The 24,902-nt window shown below is 62.0% G+C and carries 20 protein-coding genes and 1 pseudogene; 5 read left to right on the forward strand and 16 right to left on the reverse strand.

The window, feature by feature from the left end; all coding sequences use genetic code 11:
• Positions 1-62 precede the first annotated feature (62 nt).
• The 7 genes and pseudogenes from JTY93_RS04820 to JTY93_RS04850 all read right to left on the reverse strand — a co-directional run bounded on the left by JTY93_RS04820 (position 63) and on the right by JTY93_RS04850 (position 7,039).
• Positions 63-980, reverse strand: coding sequence for a CobW family GTP-binding protein (locus JTY93_RS04820; protein ID WP_205477081.1), 918 nt, complete (start codon positions 978-980; stop codon positions 63-65).
• Positions 977-2,714: pseudogene (locus JTY93_RS04825) on the reverse strand (amidohydrolase). The gene JTY93_RS04820 and the pseudogene JTY93_RS04825 overlap by 4 nt, the downstream one beginning before the upstream one ends.
• A gap of 84 nt (positions 2,715-2,798) precedes the next feature.
• Complete coding sequence (locus JTY93_RS04830) at positions 2,799-3,980, reverse strand: pyridoxal phosphate-dependent aminotransferase (protein WP_205477079.1); 1,182 nt, start codon at positions 3,978-3,980, stop codon at positions 2,799-2,801.
• A 21-nt stretch (positions 3,981-4,001) separates the two neighbouring features.
• A complete protein-coding gene (locus tag JTY93_RS04835) occupies positions 4,002-4,691 on the reverse strand; it encodes an ABC transporter permease (protein ID WP_029300227.1) in 690 nt (229 codons plus the stop codon).
• Positions 4,692-4,703: 12 nt separating this feature from the next.
• Positions 4,704-5,417 carry an ABC transporter permease gene (locus tag JTY93_RS04840; protein WP_057437878.1) on the reverse strand — a complete coding sequence of 238 codons (714 nt, stop codon included), beginning with the start codon at positions 5,415-5,417 and terminating at the stop codon, positions 4,704-4,706.
• Between the two features lie 18 nt (positions 5,418-5,435).
• Positions 5,436-6,209, reverse strand: a complete 774-nt coding sequence (locus JTY93_RS04845) for a transporter substrate-binding domain-containing protein (protein ID WP_205477078.1) — start codon at positions 6,207-6,209, stop codon at positions 5,436-5,438.
• A gap of 47 nt (positions 6,210-6,256) precedes the next feature.
• Positions 6,257-7,039 carry an ABC transporter ATP-binding protein gene (locus JTY93_RS04850; protein ID WP_029300232.1) on the reverse strand — a complete coding sequence of 261 codons (783 nt, stop codon included), beginning with the start codon at positions 7,037-7,039 and terminating at the stop codon, positions 6,257-6,259.
• Between the two features lie 305 nt (positions 7,040-7,344).
• Between JTY93_RS04850 and JTY93_RS04855 the strand changes: the two genes are divergently transcribed.
• The 3 genes from JTY93_RS04855 to JTY93_RS04865 all read left to right on the forward strand — a co-directional run bounded on the left by JTY93_RS04855 (position 7,345) and on the right by JTY93_RS04865 (position 12,154).
• A complete protein-coding gene (locus JTY93_RS04855; RefSeq protein ID WP_169999115.1) occupies positions 7,345-8,229 on the forward strand; it encodes a LysR substrate-binding domain-containing protein in 885 nt (294 codons plus the stop codon).
• 118 nt (positions 8,230-8,347) lie between these two features.
• On the forward strand, positions 8,348-9,955 hold the full coding sequence (locus JTY93_RS04860) for a 5-guanidino-2-oxopentanoate decarboxylase (protein WP_205477077.1): 1,608 nt from the start codon (positions 8,348-8,350) through the stop codon (positions 9,953-9,955).
• 165 nt (positions 9,956-10,120) lie between these two features.
• Positions 10,121-12,154: a c-type cytochrome gene (locus tag JTY93_RS04865; protein ID WP_205477076.1), complete on the forward strand. Its 2,034-nt coding sequence runs from the start codon at positions 10,121-10,123 to the stop codon at positions 12,152-12,154.
• 1,243 nt (positions 12,155-13,397) lie between these two features.
• On the opposite strand, the gene JTY93_RS04870 is transcribed toward JTY93_RS04865, so the two are convergent.
• The 6 genes from JTY93_RS04870 to JTY93_RS04895 all read right to left on the reverse strand — a co-directional run bounded on the left by JTY93_RS04870 (position 13,398) and on the right by JTY93_RS04895 (position 20,366).
• Complete coding sequence (locus JTY93_RS04870; protein ID WP_205479775.1) at positions 13,398-14,411, reverse strand: sensor domain-containing diguanylate cyclase; 1,014 nt, start codon at positions 14,409-14,411, stop codon at positions 13,398-13,400.
• A 150-nt stretch (positions 14,412-14,561) separates the two neighbouring features.
• Positions 14,562-16,481 carry an alkaline phosphatase D family protein gene (locus tag JTY93_RS04875; protein ID WP_205479759.1) on the reverse strand — a complete coding sequence of 640 codons (1,920 nt, stop codon included), beginning with the start codon at positions 16,479-16,481 and terminating at the stop codon, positions 14,562-14,564.
• A gap of 98 nt (positions 16,482-16,579) precedes the next feature.
• Complete coding sequence (locus tag JTY93_RS04880; protein WP_169999125.1) at positions 16,580-16,783, reverse strand: hypothetical protein; 204 nt, start codon at positions 16,781-16,783, stop codon at positions 16,580-16,582.
• Between the two features lie 150 nt (positions 16,784-16,933).
• The gene (locus tag JTY93_RS04885) at positions 16,934-19,177 is read right to left on the reverse strand and encodes an ATP-binding protein (RefSeq protein WP_205479757.1); all 2,244 of its coding nucleotides are present in this window, start codon (positions 19,175-19,177) and stop codon (positions 16,934-16,936) included.
• Entirely contained in the window at positions 19,174-19,788 is a 615-nt protein-coding gene (locus tag JTY93_RS04890) for a biliverdin-producing heme oxygenase (protein ID WP_205479740.1), read from the reverse strand. Before JTY93_RS04890 ends, JTY93_RS04885 begins: the two co-directional genes overlap by 4 nt.
• A gap of 200 nt (positions 19,789-19,988) precedes the next feature.
• Positions 19,989-20,366, reverse strand: a complete 378-nt coding sequence (locus tag JTY93_RS04895; protein WP_205479738.1) for a response regulator — start codon at positions 20,364-20,366, stop codon at positions 19,989-19,991.
• A gap of 192 nt (positions 20,367-20,558) precedes the next feature.
• On the opposite strand from JTY93_RS04895, the gene JTY93_RS04900 reads away from it, so the two are divergent.
• A complete protein-coding gene (locus JTY93_RS04900) occupies positions 20,559-21,491 on the forward strand; it encodes a hypothetical protein (protein ID WP_205479737.1) in 933 nt (310 codons plus the stop codon).
• Between the two features lie 17 nt (positions 21,492-21,508).
• On the opposite strand, the gene JTY93_RS04905 is transcribed toward JTY93_RS04900, so the two are convergent.
• The gene (locus JTY93_RS04905; protein WP_205479735.1) at positions 21,509-22,228 is read right to left on the reverse strand and encodes an SDR family NAD(P)-dependent oxidoreductase; all 720 of its coding nucleotides are present in this window, start codon (positions 22,226-22,228) and stop codon (positions 21,509-21,511) included.
• Positions 22,229-22,516: 288 nt separating this feature from the next.
• Here JTY93_RS04905 and JTY93_RS04910 point away from each other — a divergent pair, with 288 nt between their 5' ends.
• Positions 22,517-22,900 carry a c-type cytochrome gene (locus tag JTY93_RS04910; protein WP_205479733.1) on the forward strand — a complete coding sequence of 128 codons (384 nt, stop codon included), beginning with the start codon at positions 22,517-22,519 and terminating at the stop codon, positions 22,898-22,900.
• A gap of 209 nt (positions 22,901-23,109) precedes the next feature.
• Here the strand turns inward: JTY93_RS04910 and phnX are convergent, their stop codons facing one another.
• The gene (gene phnX / locus JTY93_RS04915; RefSeq protein WP_205479731.1) at positions 23,110-23,937 is read right to left on the reverse strand and encodes a phosphonoacetaldehyde hydrolase; all 828 of its coding nucleotides are present in this window, start codon (positions 23,935-23,937) and stop codon (positions 23,110-23,112) included.
• Between the two features lie 82 nt (positions 23,938-24,019).
• Entirely contained in the window at positions 24,020-24,892 is an 873-nt protein-coding gene (locus tag JTY93_RS04920; protein ID WP_169999141.1) for a LysR substrate-binding domain-containing protein, read from the reverse strand.
• Positions 24,893-24,902 lie beyond the last annotated feature (10 nt).

The raw sequence follows: 24,902 nt of genomic DNA on the forward strand, positions 1-24,902 counted from the left end.
GCATTTTCAAGGGCCAGGGTAGCAAGGTCAAGGCGGCACTCTGCCTTCATCGTCATCCGCGTCTACAGGCCCTGCATCTCCTGCAATTGCATCTCTAGCTGTGCTCGCAGCCCGCTGCCGCGTCGGGCGATGAACACCAGTTGTGCGCAATTCTGCGCATGCTCGCCGCTGGCCAGGGTGAACTGGCTGCGGTTGCCCACATGTTGCAACCAGAAGGGCTGGTCGTTGCCCTGCAAATGCACCAGGCCTTTAAGGCGGAACACGTCCTTGGGCAGTTGCCCCAGCCAGTCGCGCAAGGCCTTGGCCGGCAGGGCCTGGGTGCCTTGCCAGGTCCAGCTTTCAAACAGTTCATGGTGCGGCGCTGGCACGGGAGTAAAGCCGTTGCGCGGGCTGCGTTCGCCCAGCAGCAGGGCGTCGGGGATCTGCGCCTGCACGGTGCTGATCACCCGCGTGCGCGCACCGATAGTTGCGCGCAGGCTTTGCAGTTCGGCGGCGCTGACCAGGTCGGCCTTGTTCAGCAGCACCAGGTCGGCACAGGCCACCTGAGCGCGGGACAAGCGGGCGAACTCACCTTCCAGGGCGGCATAACCGCTGGCGTCCACCAGGGTGATCACCGTATCCAGATGCAAGTGCGCCTTGAGCTGTGGATAACCCAGGGTTTGCACAATGCGCTGCGGGTCGGACACGCCACTGCACTCAATCACGATGCGATCCAGGCGCGGGCGCAGTTGGCTCAGGCTCACCAGTTGCGCCAGCAGGTCCTCTTGCACGGTGCAGCAGATGCAGCCGTTCTGCAGGCTGAACACCGCATCGGTGACTTCGGCGATGATCGCCGCATCGATATTCAGCTCGCCAAAGTCATTGACGATCACCGCCATGCGCCCATGTTGCGGCTGCTGGGCGATGCGGTTGAGCAGGGTGGTCTTGCCGGCGCCGAGAAAGCCCGAGACCACTGTGACGGCAATGCTGTCGTTATTCATTCGATCACCGGTGGCAGGCCTTGCCACACGGCTTGCAATGCCGTGTCTGCAAACGCGTTGAGACGGTCGTAGACCGGGCGGCCATCGACAAAGGTCAGCAGCACTTGGGTCTGGTGAATGTAGTTGCGCGCCGGTTGGGCGAACAGGTCGCGGTCGATCACGATCAGGTCGGCGCACTTGCCCACTTCCAGGCTGCCGGTGGAATGCTCCAGGCCCATGGCGTGGGCGCCGTTGAGGGTTGCCACTTGCAGCGCCTGTTCCAGGGTGATCGGCTCGCCGAAGCAGTCCGGTTCCTGGTTCCACGGGTTCTGCCGGGTGACCATGGTTTCCAGGGCCAGCCACGGGTCAATCGAAGCCACCGGCCAGTCGGTACCCATCACCGCCAGGCCACCTTCGGCCAGCACGCCTTTGAAATCGTAGATACGCTTGAGGCGCTCGGCGCCATAACCGGAGCGGGCGCCGCTGGCAAACGGCGTCGGGTACCAGGCCGCCGGGGAGAACTCGGCGATCACATTCAGCGCCTTGAAGCGCTTGAGGTTGCCCGGATGCAGCAGGGTGCTGTGGGCGCATTGGTGACGAATGCCGCTGTCGCCATTGACTCGCCGCGCCTCGGCCACGGCATCGAGGAACACATCGGACGCGCCGTCGCCGGTGCAATGGGCGATCACCCGCAGGCCGCGCCGGTCCATGTCCACCACCATGTCGGTGATATGTTCCGGGGTCAGGTTGAGCTTGCCACGCCAGGTGGAATCGGCGGCCCAGGGCGTCATCAGGTACGAAGATTTGGGTTCCACGGTGCCGTCGAAGTGGAACTTCACGGCGTTGGCATTGAGCCGGGCGCTGCGATAGTAGTGACGCTCGCCACCGAGCAGTTCCCAGCGCCGGCGCACCGGGAAGATATCGTCCTGCCAACTGATCGCCGCTTCCACGCGCAGGCTCAATTCGCCGGCGTCGTCCAGTTCCTTGAGGGCATCCAGGCGCCGCTCGCAGACGTGCACGTACTTGGTCGCGGTAACGCCGCGTGAGCTCTGGAAATGCACGCCGTCGCGATAGGCCCGGCGCAGCACCGCTACCGGTGTGGGCGGCATGGCCGCGTGGATCAGCGCGTAGGCGCCATCGATCATCAGGCCATTGGGCTCGCCGCTGAGTTCGTCGCGCTCCATGTAGCCATTGCGTGGGTCAGCGGTATGGCGGTCGATGCCGGCCAGTTTCAAGGCGCAGGAGTTGACCATCATGGTGCCCCACATGCGGTCCAGCAGCGCCACCGGGCGATCCGGCATGATGCTGTCGAGCCATTCGCGACCTGGGGTCAACCCGGCTTCGCGGAAGGTGTAGCGCACCCAGTATTGGCCGTAGATCCAGCCATCGCCGGGGTGGGCATCGGCGTAGGCGTGGATCGCCGCCGCCAGTTGTTCGGGGGGTGGGGTCTTCGATGCCCACGTCCAGGTCATCGCTGTAGCGCGGGGCCAGGGCGAGGTCGGGGTGGGTGTGCATATCGTGCAGGCCGGGCATGCAGAATGCACCCAGCAGATCGTGCTGGCGGGTCTGCGGGCCGATCAGGTGTTGCAGGTCGGCAAGGGTGCCCACTGCGATAAAACGTCCCCCGCGAATCGCCACCGCGTCGGCCCACGGCTGGCTTGGGTCGAGGGTGTAGAAACGGCCATGGTGCAACACCAGGTCAGCGTGCTCGCCGACAACGGAGTGGGTGGAAGTGAATTGGTCGGAAGCGGTCACGGGGGAAACCTCAATATTCAAGACGAGCAAAGATCAGTGGGAGCAGGCAAGCCAGCTCCCACATCAATCCTGGTGTTCACATAATCAGCGGTTGGCTCTCAGGCCCTCGACGAACCCGGCAATGCGCTGGCAGGCGTCCTTGAGGGTGTCGTCGGCGACGGTAAAGGAGATGCGCACAAAGCCCTCGGCACTGGCGCCAAACGCCTGGGCATCGAGCACCGAGACGCCGGTGGCGCGGAACAACTGCCAGGCAAAGTCCATGCTCGACAGCCCCGTGCGGCGCACGTCCACCAGCATGAACATCCCGGCCTGGGGCACGCGGCAATCGAGGTCGGCAATGCCGCCGAGGCCCGCTACCACCAGGTCACGCCGGCGGCGATACACCGTGCGCGCATCGCTGACCACTTCGTCATCCAGCTCCAGGGCCTTGATCGCCGCTTCCTGGATAAACCCCGGCAAGCCATAGAGCATGCACAGCAGCAGGTTATCCAGGTGGCCCACCAACGCGGTCGGCGCTACCACCCAGCCCACGCGCCAGCCGGTCATGGCGTGGGTTTTCGACAGGCTGTTGAGCACCACGGTGCGCTCGGCCATGCCCGGCAGCGAGGCGATGCTCAGGTGCGGCTGGTCGTAAGTGATCTGGCCGTAGACTTCATCGGAAATCACCCACAGGTCATGCTCGCGGGCGACTTCGGCCACCAGCTCCAGCTCTTCACGGCTATAGACGTTGCCGGTGGGGTTGCAGGGCGTGGCCAGGGCAATGCCCCGGGTCTTGTCGGTAATGGCCTTTTCCAGGGCTGCGCGGGTCAGGCGGAAACCATTGGCTGCCGGTTGCTCGATGGTTGCGATGCGCGCACCGGATGCGTGGATGCACGCCTCGTAGGTCAGGTACATCGGCTCCGGCACCAGTACTTCATCGCCCTGGCTGAACAGGCACAGCGAGGTGGCGAACAGGCCGTTTTGCGCGCCGGCCACCAGGGCCACGTTCTCGGCCTGTACGGCAATGCCCTGCAGGCGACTTTGCTTGGCGGCAATCGCCTCGCGCAGCGCCGGCCGGCCCAGTACGTGGGTGTAGTGGGTGTCGCCGGCGCGCAGGGCGTCGACGGCGGTTTCGCAGATGGCGCTGGTGGTGGCGAAGTCCGGGTCGCCGACGCTCAACACGATCACATCTTCGCCACGACCACGGGCTTCGACGGCGGCGTAGTGAATATCCCAGGCGCTGACGGACTCGCCACTAATGCGCTCGACAAACGGTGAATAACGCATCCTTGTTCTCCTTAAATTGATTCAAGCCTGGCGCTGCGGGACTTTGCCCCAGCGCGAGAAGACGTGTTCGATCACGAACGCCAGGACAATGTAGATCACCGCCACGGCCAGCAGGGGTTCGTACACCCGCAGGGTCTGCGCACGCACCAGGTTGGCGGCGCCGAGCAAGTCGGTGACGGCCACGGTGGAAGCCAGCGCGGTGGCCTTGAGCAGCAGCACGGTCTCGCCCACCAGTGTCGGCTTTACCAGTTCCAGCGCCCGTGGCAGCCAGACCCGGCGCAGCACCATCAGGCGCTTCATGCCAAAGGCCCGCGCCGCTTCCAGCTCGCCCCGGGGCACGGCACGCAGGGCGCCGCGCAGTACTTCGCCGACATAGGCGCCGACACACAAAATCAGCGCCAGGGCCACGTACCAGAAACCTTCACGCAGGTACGGCCAGAGGAAGCTGCCGCGAATCAGCGGGTAGCTGGCAAACACGCTGCCCACCCCGTAATACAGGATGTAGATCTGCACCAGCAGCGGCGTGCCCCGGAATACCGCGGTGTAGGCGCGAAGCGGCGCACTGATCAGCGGGTTGGACGACAAGCGCCCCAACGCCACCAGCACCGCCAGCAAGAAGCCGAACACCCCGGACAACGCCAGCAATTTCAGGGTGATGCCCAGGCCGTGCAGCAGCTCGTTGCCAAAACTGTTGATCCAAGAAAAATCCATCCACTGCGCTCCTTAGTGCTGCGGCATCCAGCGGTTGATCCGTCGCTCGAACACCCGGAAGGCGCCGTTGGAAATCAGGGTGATGATGAAATACACCGCTGCCACCGCCAGGTAGAACACCAGGTAATGTTTGGTGGAACCGGCCGCCTGCTTGCCCACCGAGAGCAGCTCGCTGTAGCCGACGATGCTGATCAGCGCGCTGTCCTTGACCAGCACCAGCCACAGGTTCGACAGGCCGGCCATGGCAAACGGCAGCATGCTGGGCAGCAACACCCGGCGTACCAGCAACCAGCGCTCGATGCCAAAGGCCCGCGCTGCTTCCAATTGGCCGACGGGAATGGCCTGGATCGCGCCACGAATGATCTCCGCCGAATAGGCGCCCTGGACAATGCCCAGCACCAGCACGGCAGCGATAAAGCCATTGACCGTCACGCTGTCGCGGCCCATGGCGGCCATCGCCATGTTCAGCAGGTCGGTGCCGGCGTAATACAGCAGCAAAATCAGCAGCAACTCCGGCACCGCGCGGTACAGCGTGGTGTACAGGTTGGCCAGGCGCACCATCCAGCGTGGGCCCTTGAGCTTGATCATGGCCACCAGCAGGCCGATGCCCAGGCCCAGCACAAAGGCCCCGGCGGAAATCTGCAAGGTCACCACCGCCCCCTGGAGCAGGGCGTTGAGCCAGCCGTCGGCGACGAACAGCTGGGTGAGTTCGGACAAAGAAATCATGGCGCGTTCCGTTGGACGTTATTGCGCGGAAATATCGACGCTGAAATAGCGGCTGCGAATTTTGTCGTAGGTGCCGTCAGCCTTCAGCGCCGCCAGCGCGGTGTTGAGCTGCTCGCGCAGGCTGTCATCACCCTTGCGCACAGCGGCGCCGATGCCGGAACCGAACAACGGATCCTTGGGCGCCAGGCCCTTGTCGGCCAGGCCGCTGCCGGCAGCGGACTTGAGCATCGGCTCGATGGTCAGGGCGTCTGCCAGCATGACGTCGATCCGTCCGCTTTGCAGGTCGGCGGTCATGTCGTCCTGGGTGTTGTAGTAGCGCAGGGTCGAACCCTTGGCGTAGTAGGCCTTGAGATACGTGGCGTTGGACGTCGAGCCCTGCACGCCGATCAACTTGCCCTTGAGCCCCTCGGGGGTGGTGACCAGCTCCAGGCTTTTGTCGGCGACCCACATGGCTGGGGTCTGGTAGTACGGGGCGGTGAAGGCGATGACCTTTTCGCGTTCTTCGGTGATGCTCAGGGAGTTGAGGATCACATCGATCTGGCTCGATTGCAGTGCCGGAATCAGGCCGTCCCAGGACACTTCCTTGAGCGGGCATTGGGCTTGCATGCGTTCGCACAGGGCCTTGATCAGGTCCGGTTCGAAGCCGCTCCAGGCGCCATTGCCGGCTTTTTCGGAAAACGGCGGGTAAGGTTCCAGGGCGATGCCAAAGACGATTTTGTCGGCGGCAACGGCACTGTGGGAAAGCACGGCGAGCACGCAGCCGGCGGCGAGGGATTTCAGAGAGTTGTGCATGGCTTGACCCTTTCGAAGTTATTGTTTTGAAGGATGGAAGCGGCAGTTCAAACGCGATTGTCCTGGGCCATGACGAACTGGCGGCAACGCTCGCTGGTGGGGTTCTGGAAGACTTGTTGTGGCGTGCCTTCTTCTTCAACCAACCCTTGGTGCAAAAACATGACTTTGCTCGATACATCGCGGGCAAACGCCATTTCGTGGGTGACGAGGATCATGGTGCGGCCTTCTTCGGCGATGCCCTGGATCACCTTCAGCACTTCGCCGACCAACTCCGGGTCCAGGGCCGAGGTGGGCTCGTCCATCAGCAACACGCGCGGGCGCATGGCCAGGGCACGAGCGATGGCTACGCGCTGTTGCTGGCCACCGGAAAGGAAGGCGGGGAAGGCATCGCGCTTGCTGGCCAGGCCGACTTTTTCCAGCAGGTGCTCGGCGTGGGCGATGGCGTCCTTGCGGTCTTCACCCAGCACATACACCGGTGCTTCGATGACGTTTTCCAGCACGGTGCGGTGGGGCCACAGGTTGAAACTCTGGAACACCATGCCCAGTTGTGTGCGCAGGCGAGCGACTTGATCCGGGTCGGCGATCAGCGGGTTACCGGCGCGGTCCTTTTTCAGTCGCACTTCTTCGCCGTTGATGCGCAGGCTGCCGCTGCAAGGGATTTCCAACAGGTTGATGCAACGCAGCAGGGTGCTTTTGCCCGAACCGCTGGAACCGATCAGCGACACCACATCGCCTTCGTTGGCGCGCAGGGAAATGCCTTTGAGAACATGGTGCGCAGCGTAGCTCTTGTGCAGAGCATCAATGGCGACCACCGGGGTGACTGGGTTCAAGGGTTTTCCCTCTTTATTTTTGTAAATTGATCAACCTGGACACCGCCCCCTGAAGGAGCTGGCTTGCCAGCGAAAAACGCAAGAACACCACGTTTATCCAGCCTGCCCATGTCATCGTTGACGACCAACGCCGGCAAGTTTGGGCGTGCCGTGCTGAAGGTCGAGAATAGCCACTGGCCACTTGAGGTCAATCGAGCATTTTTCCGTCGATCTTGAAATTTAATTCAACTGTCCGCTTTGCCGGTGGCTATGTCTGACGGCCGATTACGGCTATGGTGCGGGTATCTTTGAGCAGGTGAACATCCATGCGTTACCCCTCCATGACCGCCTTGCGGGCGCTGGACGCGGTGGCCCGGCTGGGCAGCGTGTCCGAGGCCGCCCTCGAGCTGAACCTCACCCCCAGCGCCATCAGCCATCAGATCAAAAGCCTGGAACAAACCCTGGGCTTTGCCCTGACCGAGCGCACCGGGCGCAATATCCGCATTACCTGGCAAGGTGAGCGCTATGCCCGGGATATCCACGGATTGCTGGCCAATATTCTTGAGGCCGGGCAGCGTTTCGATGGCCAGCAGGTCAGCGGGCGCCTGTGCATCAGCAGCCCGGCGGGCTTTGCCACCTATTGGCTGTGCACGCATATCGCCGACTTCCAGGCACTTTATCCACAGGTCGAATTGCACCTGATTTCACCGCGCACGCCAGACGATACCAGCGACCACGGCGCCGATCTGTTTATCGCCTACGGCATGGGCGACTGGCCCAACCAGCATGTGCAGAAGATCGTTTCGCTGCGTTACTTCCCGGTCTGCAGCCCGCGCTTGGTCAACACCATGGGTGGCCTGAAGAACCCGGAACACCTGGCGGGCGCGCCTTTGCTGCACATGATCGACTACTCCGATTGGCGCGTCTGGCTGGCCGCCGCGGGAGCGCCGAATGTCGATGTGCAGCGCGGCATCGTGTTTGCCGATGCGCACTTTGTGCAGTCGGCGTGCATCGCCAGCCAGGGCATCGCCATGGGCGACAACCTGATCAGCGGCGAGGCCCTGGCCAGGGGCTTGCTGGTGCGACCGTTCGAGACTGAGATCGAATCCAACCGTGGCTATTACCTGGTGGCCGATCACCAGAAAGTCGAACGACCGGTGGTGCAGGCGTTTGGCGAGTGGGTGAAGTCGCAGCTGGGCGGCGGGCTTTGACGCCAGGCAATCCGTGAATTTTTTTTGCCAATGGCCGGTAAATTTTTTGCTTGTCCGCCCTCCGGGTGCGCCCTAAGGTCTGGCCAATCGACACAGAACAATAAGAAGGAAATGAGCAATGACCACCTGCGCCCAGTCCCTGGTTCGCCTGCTGGAAGGTTATGGGGTAGATACCGTGTTCGGCATCCCCGGCGTGCATACCGTCGAGCTCTATCGCGGCCTGCACGGCAGCCGCCTGCGCCATGTCAGCCCACGCCATGAACAGGGCGCCGGCTTTATGGCCGACGGCTACGCCCGCGCCAGTGGCAAGCCGGGGGTATGTTTCATCATTACCGGCCCCGGTATGACCAATATTCTGACCGCCATGGGCCAGGCTTATGCCGACTCGGTGCCGATGCTGGTGATTTCCACCACCAACCGCCGCGAACATCTGCGCCTGGGCCATGGGCATTTGCACGAGTTGCCGGATCAACGGGCGATGGTCGCCGGTGTGTGTGCCTTCAGCCATACCCTGCAGTCGCCGGAGCAATTGCCGGAACTGCTGGCGCGGGCTTTTGCCGTATTCAAGTGCGCGCGCCCGCGCCCGGTGCATCTGGAAATCCCCCTGGATGTGCTGGATATGCCGGCCATCGACCTCAACCTGATGCCCCGCAGCCTGCCGGGTGCACCGGCTCCCGCGCCAGCCTCGCTGCGTGCAGCGTTGAACTTGCTCAACGATGCGCGACGGCCGCTGATTCTCGCCGGCGGTGGGGCTCGTGATTGCGCCGAAGTGCTGCAGCAACTGGCCGAGCGCCTGCAAGCGCCGGTGGCCCTGACCACCAATGCCCGTGGCTTATTGCCCATGGGCCACCCCTTGTTGCTGGACGGCGTGCAGTCATCCAAACATGGCCGCTCGCTGTTTGACGAAGCCGATGTGATCCTCGCCGTGGGCACGGAGCTTGGGGAAACCGACTACGACTTCTTCGGCCTTGGCCCACTGAAATTCAAGGCGCCGCTGATCCGCCTGGATATCGACCCGATGCAAGTCATGGGCGTGCAACGGGCTCATGTCGGGCTGGTGGGCGATGCCCGCGAAGGGTTGCAGGCGCTGCTGGATGAGGTCCGCCCGCCAGCCCCGAGCGGGCGTTGGGCGCAGGACAGCGTGCAGCGGGTCAACCGCCTGGAACGCGAGACCTGGAACGCTAAGCAGCAGGGGCTGCAAGGCTTGTTGGACTTGCTGCGCGACAGCCTGGTCGACCCGTTGATCGTCGGCGATTCGACCCAGCCGGTGTATCAGGGCGCGGTGGGCTATCAGGCGCCGGCGGCCAACAGTTGGTTCAATGCCGGCACTGGCTACGGCACTCTCGGCTACGGGTTGCCGGCGGCTATTGGCGCCAAGCTGGCCAAGCCCGGGCGACCGGTGGTGGCGCTGGTGGGCGATGGCGGCCTGCAATTTGCCAGCAACGAACTGATCGCGGCCCGTGAGGCGGGTATCGGCGTGATCCTGGTGGTGTGGAACAACCAGTGCTACGGCGAGATCCGCGACTACATGCAAGCCCGGGAAATCACCCCGCTGGGCGTGGATATCTTGACCCCGGACTTTGCCGCGATGGCCCGCAGCTGCCATGTTGAGCACCACACCGCTGCCACGCCACAGGCCTTGCATGAGCTGTTGCAAACCCTGGCCGGCAGCCGCCAGCCGGTGATGATCGAACTCGACGCTGCGCAATACCTGCAAAACGCCTGAACCTTCCCCGGCCCTGATCCATATCAACGGGCCACTCTCGAAAATCCGCTACAACAAACCGGGGCTTACAAAGCCCCGGTTGTCCGCCTGATGACCTCATAAAAACGAAGATAAACCTGTACCCAGGGGCCAACCCCCAGGCCAGGTTATTAAAGGAATAATGCGATGGCCCTTTCTCTGTCACGTTTGGCCTTGATGGGGGCGACGCTGTGTCTTGCGCTTCCTCTGTATGCCAACGAACCCGCCAAACCCGATACCGAACTGATCGCCCAGGGCAAATACGTTGCCCAACTCGGTGACTGCATCGCCTGCCACACCGCCAAGCAAGGCCCCGAGATGGCGGGTGGCCTGGAGCTGAGCACGCCCATGGGCACCATCTATTCCAGCAACATCACCCCGGACCGCGAGACTGGGATCGGTAACTACAGCTTCGAACAGTTCGATCGCGTGATGCGCGAAGGCGTGACGCCGGCGGGTATGAACCTGTACCCGGCGATGCCGTATCCGTCCTACGCGAAGATGAGCGAAGAGGACATGCGCGCCCTGTTCGCCTACTTGATGCAAGAGGTCAAGCCGGTGAAACAGGCCAACCTCGAAGCCGACATGGGCTTCCCGTTCAACCAGCGCTGGGGCCTGGCGTTGTGGAATTTGATGTTCCTCGACAAACAACCGTTCCAGCCCGACCCGACCCGAGATGCAGTGCTCAACCGGGGCGCCTATCTGGTCCAGAGTCTCGGCCATTGCGGCTCGTGCCATACCCCACGGGGCATCGCCTTCCAGGAAAAAGCCATGAGCGACACCGGCAGCGGCGGCGAGCACTACCTGGGCGGGGAAACCGTCGAGCATTGGCGCGCCTTGAGTCTGCGCAACCTATGGACGGTGGACGACACCGTGCAACTGCTCAAGACCGGGCAGAACCGCTTTGCCACCGTGTCGGGCAACATGGTGGATGTGATCCAGCACAGTACCCAGCACTTCACGAATGCCGACCTGACGGCCATTGCGACCTATCTGAAATCCCTGCCACCGGGCAAGGACGACCTGCCGATGCCGGCCGTCGCCAAAGGCCCCACCGAACTGCCCAAGGACTTGTTCACCAGCCGTGGCGGCCTGGGCTACATGCAGTTCTGCAGTGATTGCCATCGCAGCGACGGCGCGGGCGTGAAGGGGTTGTTCCCGGCATTGGCCGGCAACGCCGGCGTGGTTGCCAGCAACCCGACCTCGCTGCTGCACATCACCCTCACCGGTTGGGAAACCGCCGAGACTGCAGCCCATCCACGGGTCTACACCATGCCGGGCTTTGCGCGCCTGGGGAACAACGAAGTGGCGGAAATCCTCACCTTTGTGCGCACGCGCTGGGGCAACGAGGGGTCGCCGATCAGCACCGCCCAGGTGAAGAAAATGCGTGACCAACTCAACCCGGTGAGCACCGACTCCTCGGCGTTCGAGACGCCGCGCCTGGCCAACCTACTGGCGGCGCCGAATGCCGACCAAGTGGTACGTGGCATGCGTCTGCACCTGCAAACCAAGGAGCTGCTGCCAGACAATGTCGGTAACTCGCTGAACTGCACCAGTTGCCATCTCAATGCCGGCACCGTGGCGGATGGCTCGCCGTTTGTGGGCGTGTCGGCTTTCTTCCCCAGCTACGCCCCGCGTGCTGGCAAGGTGGTGAGCCTGGAAGAACGCATCAACGGTTGCTTCCGCCGCTCGATGAATGGCAAACCGGTGCCGCCACAATCGGCGGATATGCTGGCGATGGTGGCGTACTTCGATTGGATGAAAAACAACACCAAGCCCGAGGACAAGGTAGCTGGCCGTGGTGTCGGCAAGATCGACCCGGCCATCAAGCCCGACCTGGCCAATGGCGAACAGGTCTACGCCAAGCAATGCGCGGTGTGCCACGGTAACGACGGCGAGGGCCTGGCCCGAGCGGACGGCACCCTGGTGTACCCACCGTTGTGGGGCGACCAGTCGTTCAACATCGGGGCCGGCATGGCCCGCACTTACACTGCGGCCGCGTTCGTCAAACGCAACATGCCAATCGGCTTCCATGAAAAATTCCCGTTGGGCCAGGGTGGCTTGTCGGACCAGGAAGCGGTGGACGTTGCCGCCTACTTCTCGCAAAAACCACGCCCGGACTTCCCGGACAAGGTCAAGGACTGGCCGAACGGCGGCAAGCCGGTGGATGCGCGTTACTAGCGCGCAGGCATTGGCAAAAAAAGCCTGTGCCCTGGGGGAGTGGGGGCTGCTGGGCAGGAGGTCAGCTGTGGAGAGGGGGCTTGTCCCCCGTTGGGTGGCGAAGCCGCCCCAAAATCTGGGTCCCGGTGGGGTCTGACATGTTGCAGCGATTGGATGGGGCTGCTGCGCAGCCCAACGCGGGGCAAGCCCGCTCGCCACAACGGGCGCTCTGGTCGCAGTCGGCAGGCTGGCGCGGTGAATGTGGAGAGGGGGCTTGTCCCTCGTTGGGTGGCGAAGCCGCCCTAAAAGCTGGCACCCGGTTGGGTCTGACATGTTGCGGCGATTGGATGGGGCTGCTGCGCAGCCCAGCGCGGGGCAAGCCCGCTCGCCACAACGGGCGCTCTGGCCGCAGTTGGCAGGCTGGCGCGGTGAATGTGGAGAGGGGGCTTGTCCCTCGTTGGGGTGCGAAGCCGCCCTAAAATCTGGGTCCCGGTGGGGTCTGACATGTTGCGGCGATTGGATGGGGCTGCTGCGCAGCCCAGCGCGGGGCAAGCCCGCTCGCCACAACGGGCGCTCTGGTCGCAGTCGGCAGGCTGGCGCGGTGAATGTGGAGAGGGGGCTTGTCCCCCGTTGGGGGGCGAAGCCGCCCTAAAACCTGGCACCCGGTTGGGTCTGACATGTTGCGGCGATTGGATGGGGCTGCTGCGCAGCCCAACGCGGGGCAAGCCCGCTCGCCACAACGGGCGCTCTGGCCGCAGTCGGCAGGCTGGCGCGGTGAATGTGGAGAGGGGGCTTGTCCCCCGTTGGGGGGCGAAGCCGCCCTAAAATCTGGGTCCCGGTGGGGGGCTGACACGCTGCGGCGATTGGATGGGGGCTGCTGCGCAGCCCAGCGCGGGGCAAGCCCGCTCGCCACAACGGGCGCTCTGGTCGCAGTCGGCAGGCTGGCGCGGTGAATGTGGAGAGGGGGGCTTGTCCCTCGTTGGGTGGCGAAGCCGCCCTAAAAGCTGGCACCCGGTTGGGTCTGACATGTTGCGGCGATTGGATGGGTCTGCTGCGCAGCCCAGCGCGGGGCAAGCCCGCTCGCCACAACGGGCGCTCTGGTCGCAGTTGGCAGGCTGGCGCGGTGAATGTGGAGAGGGGGCTTGTCCCCCGTTGGGGGGCGAAGCCGCCCTAAAACCTGGCGCCCGGTTGGGTCTGACATGTTGCGGCGATTGGATGGGGCTGCTGCGCAGCCCCGCGCGGGGCAAGCCCGCTCGCCACAGGGCTATTGTGAAACCCGGTCCTTGCCCGCAGCCTTGGACCGGTACAACGCTTGGTCTGCCCGCGCCATCAGGTTGGCGGGCGACTCGTCGTTGAGGCGTTGTACGACCCCCAGGCTCAAGGTCACCTTGAACTCTCCCACGGGGGGGATTTCGAGGACTGCCCGGCGGATACGCTCGGCCAGTCCCATGGCGGCTTCCACCGTGCTCTTGGGCATGATCACCATAAACTCATCGCCACCCCAACGTGCCAGCAGGTCACCCTTGCGCACGCAATGCTCCAGGCGTTCGACCACTTGCAACAAGGTGGCATCGCCCACGGCATGTCCGTGCTGGTCGTTGATCGGCTTGAAGTCATCGACATCCATGGCAATCACCGCCAACGGCAGGCGAAACCGTTGGGCGCGTTCGCACTCTTGCAGCAAGGCTTGTTCCAGGCGATAGCGATTGGCGATGCGGGTCAAGGTATCGCGCTCGGCCAGGGAGCGGTTTTCGTTCAGTTGCAATTGCAGTTGCTGATTGACCCGCGACAGTTCGCGGGTGCGTTCGGCTACCAGTGCTTCCAGGGATTGGTTGCGCCGCTCAAGCTGTTCCAGGGAGCGTTTACGCTCGTGAATGCTGCGGTGCGCGCCGACCATGCGCCACACCGAACCATCAGGGTTGCGGGCGATCATGTAGCCACGGTCTTCGATCCACAGCCATGTGCCGTCTTTTTTTCGACAGCGGTATTCAGCTCGATAGTGGGGGGTGCGGCTATTGATGTAGTCATCGAAGACTTTCATCACATGGGGGTAATCGTCGGGATGGATCACGCTTTCCCAGGTGAAGACCGTATTTTCCAGGGAATGGGGATCGTAGCCCAGCATTTCGTACCAGCCGGGGTTGCGATAGACAAACCCGGTGTTGGCATTCCAATCCCAGATTCCATCGCTGACCAGTTCCATGATGGCATGGACCAGGTCGGCATTGACGTCGAAAAGCTCACCTTTCAACGGATCCTTATCGGATATATCGCCCATCTGCGCGCTCCCTGCGAGGGTGCTGGCTCACTGTGGCCAGTCAGGTGTTAACGCCGATACTCCGTGGCTGGGCCTACTGTACAACGAGGTTTACCTGCATAGAAGAGGCTGCAAATTTATGGCTAAGTGCCATTATTTGCGACCTCCAGGCTATTGCGGCTCTACCATGCGCGTGGGCGGCGCACCATTGGCATTGTGCTGGTAGATCGCCTCAGGCTGGCCTTGCTCGTTGAAGAATACCTGGCCGATGCCGGCACTGTTCCACAGGCGCTCGCCGGCTTCGGCATGTTCCGGGATATACGGCACCACCTGCATGCGGCGGCGACGGGTCAGCCAGTTCAGGGGGGAGCGCGGCGAGTACAGCCAGCGGTTGAGGCGGTCGAACCATTCCAGCAGGCGCGGCGGGAACTGGTTCTTGATGCCGCTGCTGGTGATCTGCCAGATATGCGGCCCGACATTGCGATGGCGTATCAGTACCTTGTAGACGAACGAGTAGTGCACATCCCCCGAGAGAATCACGTAGTTACCCGGGGTGCGCGAGTGGCGAAAGATATTCAGGATCACTTGCGCGGCGCCACGGTGGGCCATCCAGTTTTCGGCATCGACCAACAGCGGGTAGCCGCACCAACTGAAGACTTTCTGCACGGTTTCGATCAGCTTGACGCCGAAGATCGGCGCGGGCGAAACGATGATTGCCGACGGGTGGTCCAGCAGTTCCTGTTGCAATTCGCTCAAGGCTTCCCAGTCCAGCAGGCCGGACGGTTGCTTGAGGGTGAACTCGCTGCGCCAGCGCCGTGTACGGGTGTCGATGACCACCAGTGCGGGAGTGGTGGGTAGCACGTAGTGCCACTGTTGGAATTTCAGGAGATCTTCCAGCAATTGGTCCTGGCTGGGGGCGTGCAGATGATTGTCGTGATCCTGGGCCGTGGCGGTCAGGGCCAGGGTTTTTTCCACGAGCTGGACGAAGGCGTCAGGGTTGTTGCCCCAGCCCTGGCAAAGCATATAGGCGAGCAAGGCGTTGCCGATGATGCGCTTGGAGAAGGGGTTGGCGTAGGCGGTCTGCTCCCACTGGGCGCTGAGGTTCCAGTCATCGGTAATGTCGTGATCGTCGAAGATCATCAGGCATGGAACATGGGCGAAGACCCGGGCCACGCCGGCCAGGCCATCGCGAAACTTATCCACAGGCACCTGTTCGCGGGCGTAGCGTGCCCGTTCTTCAAGGGCTAACCGCGTGGGCGGTTGCGGGGCGATCAGGGTCCAGGGTATCGGCGACCAGGCCAGCAGGTACATCGCCATGACTTCGGCGAAAGTTACCAGGTGGTTGTCGGCGGTGCTGCTGGTGAAGATCGGTTTCTTCACGCCGCCAAAAAAGCGTTCGCGCAGGGTCTCGTTGCTCTCCAGGGCCGGCAACAGGTCGGCGCGATGGTAGTAGCTGGCGGGGTGGTCGTAGAGCCGAGTGCTGTCGTCCACCACTGCGCCATCGAGGTGTTCATCGAACAGGCCCAGGCGGGCAATCAGCCCATGAATGGCGCGCAGCATCGGCCCGGCGACATCGTCGGCATACACCTGGTCGCCACTCATCATCAACAGGGCTGGGCGCTGGGCCAGGCTGCGATCTTCGGCCAACAGGCGATCCGCGCAGAGCAGGCCTTCATCGGCGTAATGGTGGGGTTTGCGGCAAGAGCCGTGCAGCAACTGGCGGATACGGCTGTGCAGGATGAAATCCGGGGTCTGGGCATTGGCGTACAGCAGGTGCGGCGCCCACTCGGCGATGCCGGCTCCATCATGGGTCAGCAGGTCATAGTTGATGGGCACGTCCTGGGGAAGCGGCGTGTCCAGCGCTACATCGATCAGGTGGATAAACGCTGCGCGGCCCACAGGGATCACCTGGCAGCGGGTGGCGTCGAGCTCGATATCCAGCGACTGTTGGCGCGCTTGCTGGGTGAACTGCAATCGCAGGGTCAATGCCAGCGCTCGACTGCCCACTAGCCACAACACCAGGCGCCCGGGTTCCAGGCGACGCAACAAGGGGCCGGCGAGGACGGCGGGCAATGTATCGGGTTGCAGCATGAAAAAACGGCTCTGTGCGGGGGAGGATTGCAAAGGTTAACGCAGTGGATGTCGGTGTTTTGTCAAAGCGGCAGGGGCGGGGCCCCTGCCTGGATTATCTACAGCAGGTTGCCACGGCCTAGGCTGTCCAGCGTGCCGGTGCTCTTGCGGCGGTCGTTGGCCGAAAGGCTGTTGACGTCATTGGTCGGGCCTGCGGCGAAGGGTTGGTCGAGGGAGCGTTTGTTGCGCGTGAGGGCAGGTTCGTCCGAGTGCGCGGGGTACTGATGCAGGTGTACGACGGAGGGTGTGATAGTAGGGATCATCGGTAATTCCTCTGTAAGAACGCCTGGCTTTGCCATGGCGACGCCAACGCTACCTAGACGGTTGATGACCGAGCTATAAACACCTCACTTCAAAATATGAATACGACGCTGACAATGCCGTGGCAAGCAGGCCTGCCACAGCATGCCCGATCATATGTGTGATTGTTTCGGCACTTTGGGCACGGTAAAGCGGAACTCGCTGCCACGGCCCAGCTCGCTTTGGGCTTCGATCCGGCCGCCGTGGGCCTTGACGATACCCTGGGTGATATACAACCCCAGGCCACTGCCCGTGGGATTGTTTTCGCTCAGGGTCCAATAGCGATCAAACACGTGGGGCAGTTGGTCAGGGGCAATGCCCTCGCCGGAGTCACGTACTGAAAACACAATCTCCTCGCCATTGCTCATCGCCGAAATACCGATATTGCCCTGGCGTGGCGTGAATTTGATGGCGTTGCCGATCAGGTTCGACAGCACCTGGAACAAACGCTCAGGGTCGGCGTTGATTTGCAGGCCGGGCTCGCTGTTGAACGACAGGTCCACGCCCTTTTCCAGGGCCAGGGGCGCCAGCAGCGAGTAGGCTTCTTCAAAGATCTGGCTGACGTCCAACGGCACCGGCCTTACGGTGTAGCGGCCCGCTTCGATCTTTGAGGTATCGAGCAAATCTTCCAGCAACACATTCATGCGCCCAGCGGCTTGCTGCATGGTGTCGATGGCCGAGGAAATCCGCCGCGAGGTGTGGGTGCCATCGGAACTGAAAGCCTTTTGCATCATGCCGCAGAGCATCGAGATCACGGTCATCGGGTTACGCAGGTCATGGGACACCACGGCTACCAGCTCATCCCGGGCGCGCACGGCCTGTTGTTCGCGCAGGACCTGGCGGGCCAGGTCGTTTTCCAGGGCTGAACGGCGCAGATCGTTGGCGGCAAAGCGGTCGCCGGGGCTCCACTTGCTGGAGATGCCGGCCATTTCCACCTTCCAGATTTCAAACGAGGTGCGTGGGCGAAGGCGCAGGCCCGTGTCGGATTTTTCCAGGGCCAGCGGTTTCTTCGGGTCGCCGCTCCATTGGATGTTCTCTTTGACTTCCGGGCGGAACCACAGCACGCCGTTGTCCACCGGTTTGGGCAAGCTCATGGCCAGGACGCCGCTGGCTACCGGCTGATAATCCGCTGCGGGCGGGTAGACCGCTGACAGGTGATGGCTGGCAAACACCGGTTGCCCGGTTTCTTGCAGCCATTTATGCAAGGCGCGGATCTGCGCCGGCTCCGGGCAGTTGCCGTAGCGGTGCAGTTGCTGGCCTTCAATGATTGCCACGCCGCCGGCCTGCACCAGGTCCATCAGGACCTGCGGGCATTGGGCCAGGCCGTCGAACACAGCGTCCGATGAGTTGCTCATCGCCTGGTTAAGCACGTCCAGGGCTTCGACTTTTTCTTCACGCTGGCGGCTGATGTCCAGGGCTTCCATGGCACTGATCTGCAACGACAGCACCTGGCCGATGGTCTGGCAGGTGGTACGCAGGTCGTTGGGCACATGCAGCGGCTCGCGGTTACCGCAACTGATCAGGCCCCACAACTTGTCGCCTTTCATCAGCGAGATGCTCATGGACGACAGCACCCCCATGTTCTTCATGTATTGGCAGTGGATCGGCGACACACTACGCAGGGTGGCGAAGCTCAAATCCAGCGGCTGTCCGGTGTCCGGGCGCAGCTTGGGCAGCAGCGGTACCGGCTCGTAGTCGGCATTGGGGATGATCCGCAGCCAGTTGGTGCGGTACAACTCGCGGGCTTGCTCGGGGATGTCGGACGCCGGGAAGAACAGGCCGTTGAACAGTTCCATGGAGGGCGCGGACGCTTCGGCGATGACCTGTCCGTGGCCTTCTTCTTCGAAGCGATAAATCAGTACCCGGTCATAGCCGGTCATGGCCTGGATTTCGCTCACGCTGATTTCGTACAAGGCTTGCAGGGTTTTCGCCGACTGCAACCGTTGCAGCATCTTGCCCAGGTTGCTGGCATGGCCATTCTGGGACTTGGGCTGAAAGTGCTTGTGCAGCGGCTCGAACTCCAGCACCAGCACGCCTTGGTGGCGATGCAACAGGCCTTCGAACTGGCCACCGTTGAGGGTAACGTGCAGCGCCGGGGCGTCGATAAAGCTGGGTTGGCTGGCCATCTGGCGCACGGCGTGGGTGTTTGGCGTGCCCAGCAGCGTATCCAGCGGCTGGCCGAGCAAGGCGTCGGGCTGGTGATTGAACAGGCTGGCCACGTTGGCGCTGACTTGCACGATCTGCAGGTCTGGTTCGCGCAGGGTCAGCAGCACGCCGTGAGGCTGGATCGCGCCGGGGAAACGGATCGGCTCGTCGGCACAGTTGGCCAGCAATTGTTCAAAGTCATCGGGTTTCATAGCAGTACCTCCTGGCTGTCGAGCCATTGCTCAAAACAGCGAAATGTCGCGCACGCCGCGTCTGCCGCCTGCTGACGGCCAAGGTCGTCCAGCGGGACGTGGCCCAGGTAGTCGAGAAAGTCTTTCCAGCGCCGACCCGTCTCGGCGCCATAAACATTGAGAAAGGCGCCGCCATTGCTGGTGTCCAGCGCCAGGCGCCGGGCCATCTCCCGGCGCAGCACCTGGCCGCCAAGGGTCGCACCTTCGAGCACATACAACACGCCCAGGCAGGCGGCCGGCGTGCCGAGAGGAGGGAGGCTCGGGCAGAGGGGCAGGGCGACAATCGCTGGGTTAGCCAGGCCCAAGGCAATCAGGTCACTGTGCAGGGTTGGTGTTTTCACTCGCAGCGTCTGGTCGAATCCCACAGGAATTAACGCGCTGTCGTACAGTCGCGATTCCATCGGATTGTAGAAACCGTAGTAGGCCGCAAGCAGGCGGCCATACCAGTCGGCATCCAGTCTCGGTGAAAAGAACGGCAAACGTTTTTCCAGGGCCACATGGAGCTGGGCTGTGCCTGAGCGCAAGGCTTCAAGCAGGGAGGGCGCCTCGACGTCATGGGCCGATGGATGCATGCAGGGAACTCGGATGGGGCAGCCAGGGCGGGCCATGGCTGACGCGTGAGTGAAGGGTAGGCAACAATTCTATATGCCCGATCGTCCGTACCTGAGAAGTCATAACGAAAAATCTGACGTTATCGTCAGAAAAATAGCCAGATACTCAAAAACAGACCTCACACGCTGCCGCGAAGTTCGATTGCCTAGATAGTGCGCCGCTAGTGCAGAGGTTTCCCTTGCACCAGCGCAGCCTGCACGCAGTCGATCAGCCGCTCAGTGCTCCAGGGCTTGGGCAAAAACTTCACCGTGCTACCCAATTGCGCGGCCATGCCCGTATTGCCTGAGGTCAATACCACCGGCAAGGATGGCCAGCGATGGGCCACGACCTTGCTCAGGTCATACCCGTTGAGCAGGCCGGGCATCTGGATATCGCTGACAATCAGGTCTACCGGATCACTGCTCCTCTCCAGGAAAATCATCCCTTCATCCGCCGAGGGGAAAGAGGTTACCACTGCGCCGAAATCCTCCAGCACATCTACCATCAACGAACGAATAATCTCGTCGTCTTCCAGTACCAATATCGATGGCTGAGCCATGATCCTTACTCCACCATCCGGGTTGAATAAGGTGGAGTGGCCCGCCTGTGGATAGGTTCGATTGGATGTTTTTTATTCGATGGGTGGTCGCTTGCCGCTATCTACGGCATGTGCAAACGGTCGTTGCTTGCGAACCATGGGTGGCTTAAGTCAGGATGCGGGCCGCGAAAACTCACAGCAAGGAATGCCAGTGTGAAAGAAATGATCGGCGCGTTGATCGTGGTTGCCACCGTTTTGTTCGGCTGTACCGGGGTGTTGGTGGCAGTGGCGTTTTCCACCAAAAAAAGCCGCCTGGAAATACTCAAGACCTTGAGGGGCATGAGCCTTGGCCGCGACTGGTCTATCGGGATCGCCCAGCTGTGGGCCAGTTTTTTTCAGCGGGTGTTCGGGCGCACGTTGCTGGCCAGGCGTCAGTTGATCAGCATCCCGCTGTACACCTTGCTGGTGTCGCTGGTGTTTTTTGTCGTGTGGCTGCTGGATATCTACCTGTTTAAAAACCCTGAGCACGTGTTCAATGTGCCGCCGCCGCCCAATGTGCTGCAAGCGATCAAGGACTTTTATAGCAAGGGCCTGCTCGTAGCGATCGTGATCGATTGCGTGACCATCCAATTGACGAAATGGAGCATCAATGTGGGGATGCGCCGCGGTTTTGGTTCGTGGCGGTTCCTGTGGTGTTTTTCGGCGACGATTGCATTGGCGTACCTGCTGTTCAGCGCGGCGGTTTACTGGTTTCGCTGGTCGGATATGAACGAGCTGTACGCCATGTTGCCCGCCGACGAAGTGCGGCCGACGATCACGTTCAGTCCTTTGCGCGATGTGCTGTATTCGATTTCGCTGTTTCAGCCCGTGACGTTTATCTATGCCACGTCCGAAGGGCTTGTCTCCAGCTACTTCATGCCTGAGCCGATCCTGTTTTACTGCGCGGTCACCGGAACCCTCTCACTGCTGACCATCACCGTGGCCTACCAGTTCGCCAGGGGCGCGGAGCTGCTGCGACGCCTGTGCATGGGGTTTGTCAGTCATGTTGGAACGCCCCGGGTCAACGCCATGAGTGTGGTGTTCATGATGTTGCTGGGGCTGCTGCTGGTGCCGTTGTGCCTGATGGCGCTTTACATGGTGGTCTGAAGAGTCGGTCTGTTCAGTCAGAACCGTTCATCGAGCAGGGCCGGCAACGTCAGCTCCTTGACGAAGCTGGCCGATGACAGGCTCAAGGCCATGCGCACCACCTGCACCACGTCGTGTACCGGGATCAACTGCCCGTCGCCGCGCTGTTCAGCCTCAAGTCGGGATGTGCTCAACGGGTCCTCGGTATTCAGGTAGCCCAGATTCAGGCAAGTCACGCCCAGGCGCTGGTGCCGATAGCCTTCGCGCAGGGCGTCGGCCATGCCGCGCAAAGCGAATTTCGACGCGCCAAACGTGACTTCCGGGCGCCCGCTCTGGGGCAGGCCCGAGGTCGAGCCGGTAAGGATGATGCGTGGGTTGGGGCTTTTTAACAGTACGGGCAGCAGGCGCTTGATCAGCAGCAGAGGCGCGGTGATGTTGCAACTGACGATGGCTTGCACCTGGGTGTCTTCATCCTTGAGGAAGCTGTAGGCCTCATCGAACGCCCGATCCTCCCAGATGCCCAGGTTGTAGATCAGTGTGTCGAGGCCGTCCTGTACCACTGCTTGCTCGATGAGCTGCGCGGCCTGCGCTGGTTGACCAAGGTCGGCTTCTACCCACGACACTTCGGCGCCGGTGCTGGATACCAAGCCAGTGGGACGGCTGCGCGAGACACCGATCAAGGTATCTCCCACCCCACCCAGGCCTTCCATAAAGGCCCTGCCCAAACCTTTGCTTGCACCGACCACCATGGTTCTCATCGATCTCTCCTGAACTGACGTGCTGAGGGAAAGTGCGCATGCAAACAGAGGGGGAGAGTGATGGCAATTGAATGGCTGTGTCTAAATGTTTTGTCAGGTTGGGCGCGATTGGCACTTCCTGGACCTGCAAACGCACTTTTTCAGCCGGGGAAAACATAAGAGAGAACGCCTACAGCCAGCCCTGCTTTGGCAAATCAACCGGTGGCGCTTCAATAACGTGGACGAGGACAAGTAAACCGCAGGCATAATTGCCGCCTTTGCTTTTGAAGCCCCGACCTGGAGCCCCTGATGAAACCCGCTGCCTTACTGACTCTTTTGCTCACTGCCGCGCTCTTTAACACTTCGGCGACGGCAGCGGGTGATGTCGAGGTGGGTGGCAAGTTGTTCACCAAGACCTGCGGCGGTTGCCACAGTGTCGGGTTGAACGCACGCGGCGGTTTCGGGCCACAGCTTAATGGAGTGATCGGGCGGCTGGCGGGCACCACGGCGGATTATCAGTATTCCGACGCGATGAAAAACTCAGGTGTGGTGTGGACGCGGGAAAAGCTTGCCGCCTATATCGAGAACCCGAAGAAAGTGGTGAGCGGCACCCGCATGATTTTCTGGGGGATCAGCGATCAGCAGAAGATCGAGAATCTGCTGGCGTATCTTGAGACCTTTCAGACGCAATAGCCCAAACATCATTCATCGCGTCTGTCAGGGCTGGCATGCCTTTTGTGGCGAGCGGGCTTGTCCCGCGCTGGGCTGCGTAGCAGCCCTAACGAGTCGAGTTCGGTGCATCAGATATTCCGTAGCGGCTGGTTTGGGCTGCTACGCAGCCCAGCGCGGGCGATGCGGCGCTCCGACAAGCCCGCTCGCCACAGACGAGCAGGCTGGCAGGATCAGGTGCCCTGGGGTGTTTCACCACGCGCTAGTCGCGCATTGATGTCATCGATCACCGCTGGCAGGTCGACGATGGTGTCGATCAGGTAGTGCGGTCGCGAACCCTCAAACATCTGGGTAATACGCTCACGCTCCTGAGCCAGTTCCGCAGCCGGCATCGCCTTGTATTGCGCGTAAGTCCGGCCCAGCGCGTTGCCGGAGCAGGTCAGCGCCACCGTCCACATGCCGGCACTGCGTCCTTCCAGGATACCCGGCCAAGTGTCGTCGACCTTGACGCATGCCGCCACATCGCTGATGCCCAAGGCAATCACGTTGGCCAGGGCCTGGGCGGGATGCGGGCGACCGTTGGGCACTTCGTCAGTGGCCACCACATGATCGGCCACGTAGCCGTTCTGCCGCGCAAGTTCAACCACTTTGGCCATCACTACCGCCGGATAGCCCGAGCAGGAGCCGATCTTCAAGCCCTGGACCCGCAATTTTTCAATCGCCTCCAGTGCGCCGGGAATCACCGCCGAGTGCAGGGCGATCTTCTCGATCTGCAGGGGCATGAAACGCTCATACAGGGCGGTGACGTCCTCATCGGTCGGCTGGCGGTTGAATACGGCGCGATAACGTTCGGCAATCTGCGGCTGATTGCACAGGGTGCGGATGTGATCCCACTTACCCATGCCCATAGGGCCGCGCGCTTCCTCCAGGGATACCGCGACGCCAAATTCGGCAAAGGCTTCGACAAAAATCTGCGTGGGGGCGAAGGAGCCGAAGTCGACGACGGTGCCGGCCCAGTCCAGGACTACGGCTTGCAGCTTGGAAGGTGGTTGGTAATGCATGAGCAATCTCCAGTTTCGGGTATAGGTGGGCCGTCCCCCGATAAACGAGGTAAGCCGGTTGCGTGCAAAAAAATCAGGCGATTCAGGTGGCCGGTATGGGGCTGGCCTCAAACAGTTCGGCGATCATCGGGCGGTTGCGCCGGATCCCCAGGCAACACAGGTGGTAGTCGATGGAAAACGGGTGATCGACAAAGGTGATCGGGGTAGTGCCCGGTGTTTCGGCGTACTCCACCGCCGACACAAAGCCGATGCCGATGCCCTTGGCGATGGCATGCACGATGGCCTCGCGGCTGTTGAGCTGCATCACGCAGTTGAGGTCCACACCCAGGCGCTTGCAGCTTTCTTCCACCAACTGCCGGGTGCGTGAGCTGCGCTCGCGCATGACCCAGCGCTCCTGGCTGATCTGTGCGACGTGCACTTCTTTCTGTGCCGCCCAGGGGTGGTCGTTGCGCACCACGGCGATGATCGGATAACGCCGGTACAGCTGCGTATCGAAGCGTTGGTCAAATTCCGAGAGGGCCAGGATGGCCACGTCGATATCAAAGTTGAACAGGCGGTCGAGGGTTTCCTTCTCCGGGGAAAACGAGGTTTCCAGCTCGATGTCCGGGTGGCGTTGCATCAGTTCGTACGTCAGGTTCATGGCGATCGGCGGCGACACCGCGCCCAGGCGCAACATCCCGGTCTTGCGCTGCTTGAAGCTGTGCAGCAATTGCATGGCCTCATCCTCCTGGCCGAACAGGCCCTGGGTGATTCCGTAGAGCGCGTGGCCGGCCGCGCTCATCTCGATAAAGCGCCCACGACGGTGGAACAACTCCACCGAGAACTGCTTTTCCAGGGCGTTCACCTGTTCGCTGACCGTTGGCTGGCCGACGCTCAAGTACTCGGCGGCAAGGGTGAAGCTGCCGGTCTTCGCCACCGCATGAAAGGAACGTAGCCACTTGTGGTACTGGTACATAACGTGTCCT

It is taken from the genome of Pseudomonas hygromyciniae (genome assembly GCF_016925675.1).
Classification (GTDB): Bacteria; Pseudomonadota; Gammaproteobacteria; order Pseudomonadales; family Pseudomonadaceae; genus Aquipseudomonas; species Aquipseudomonas hygromyciniae.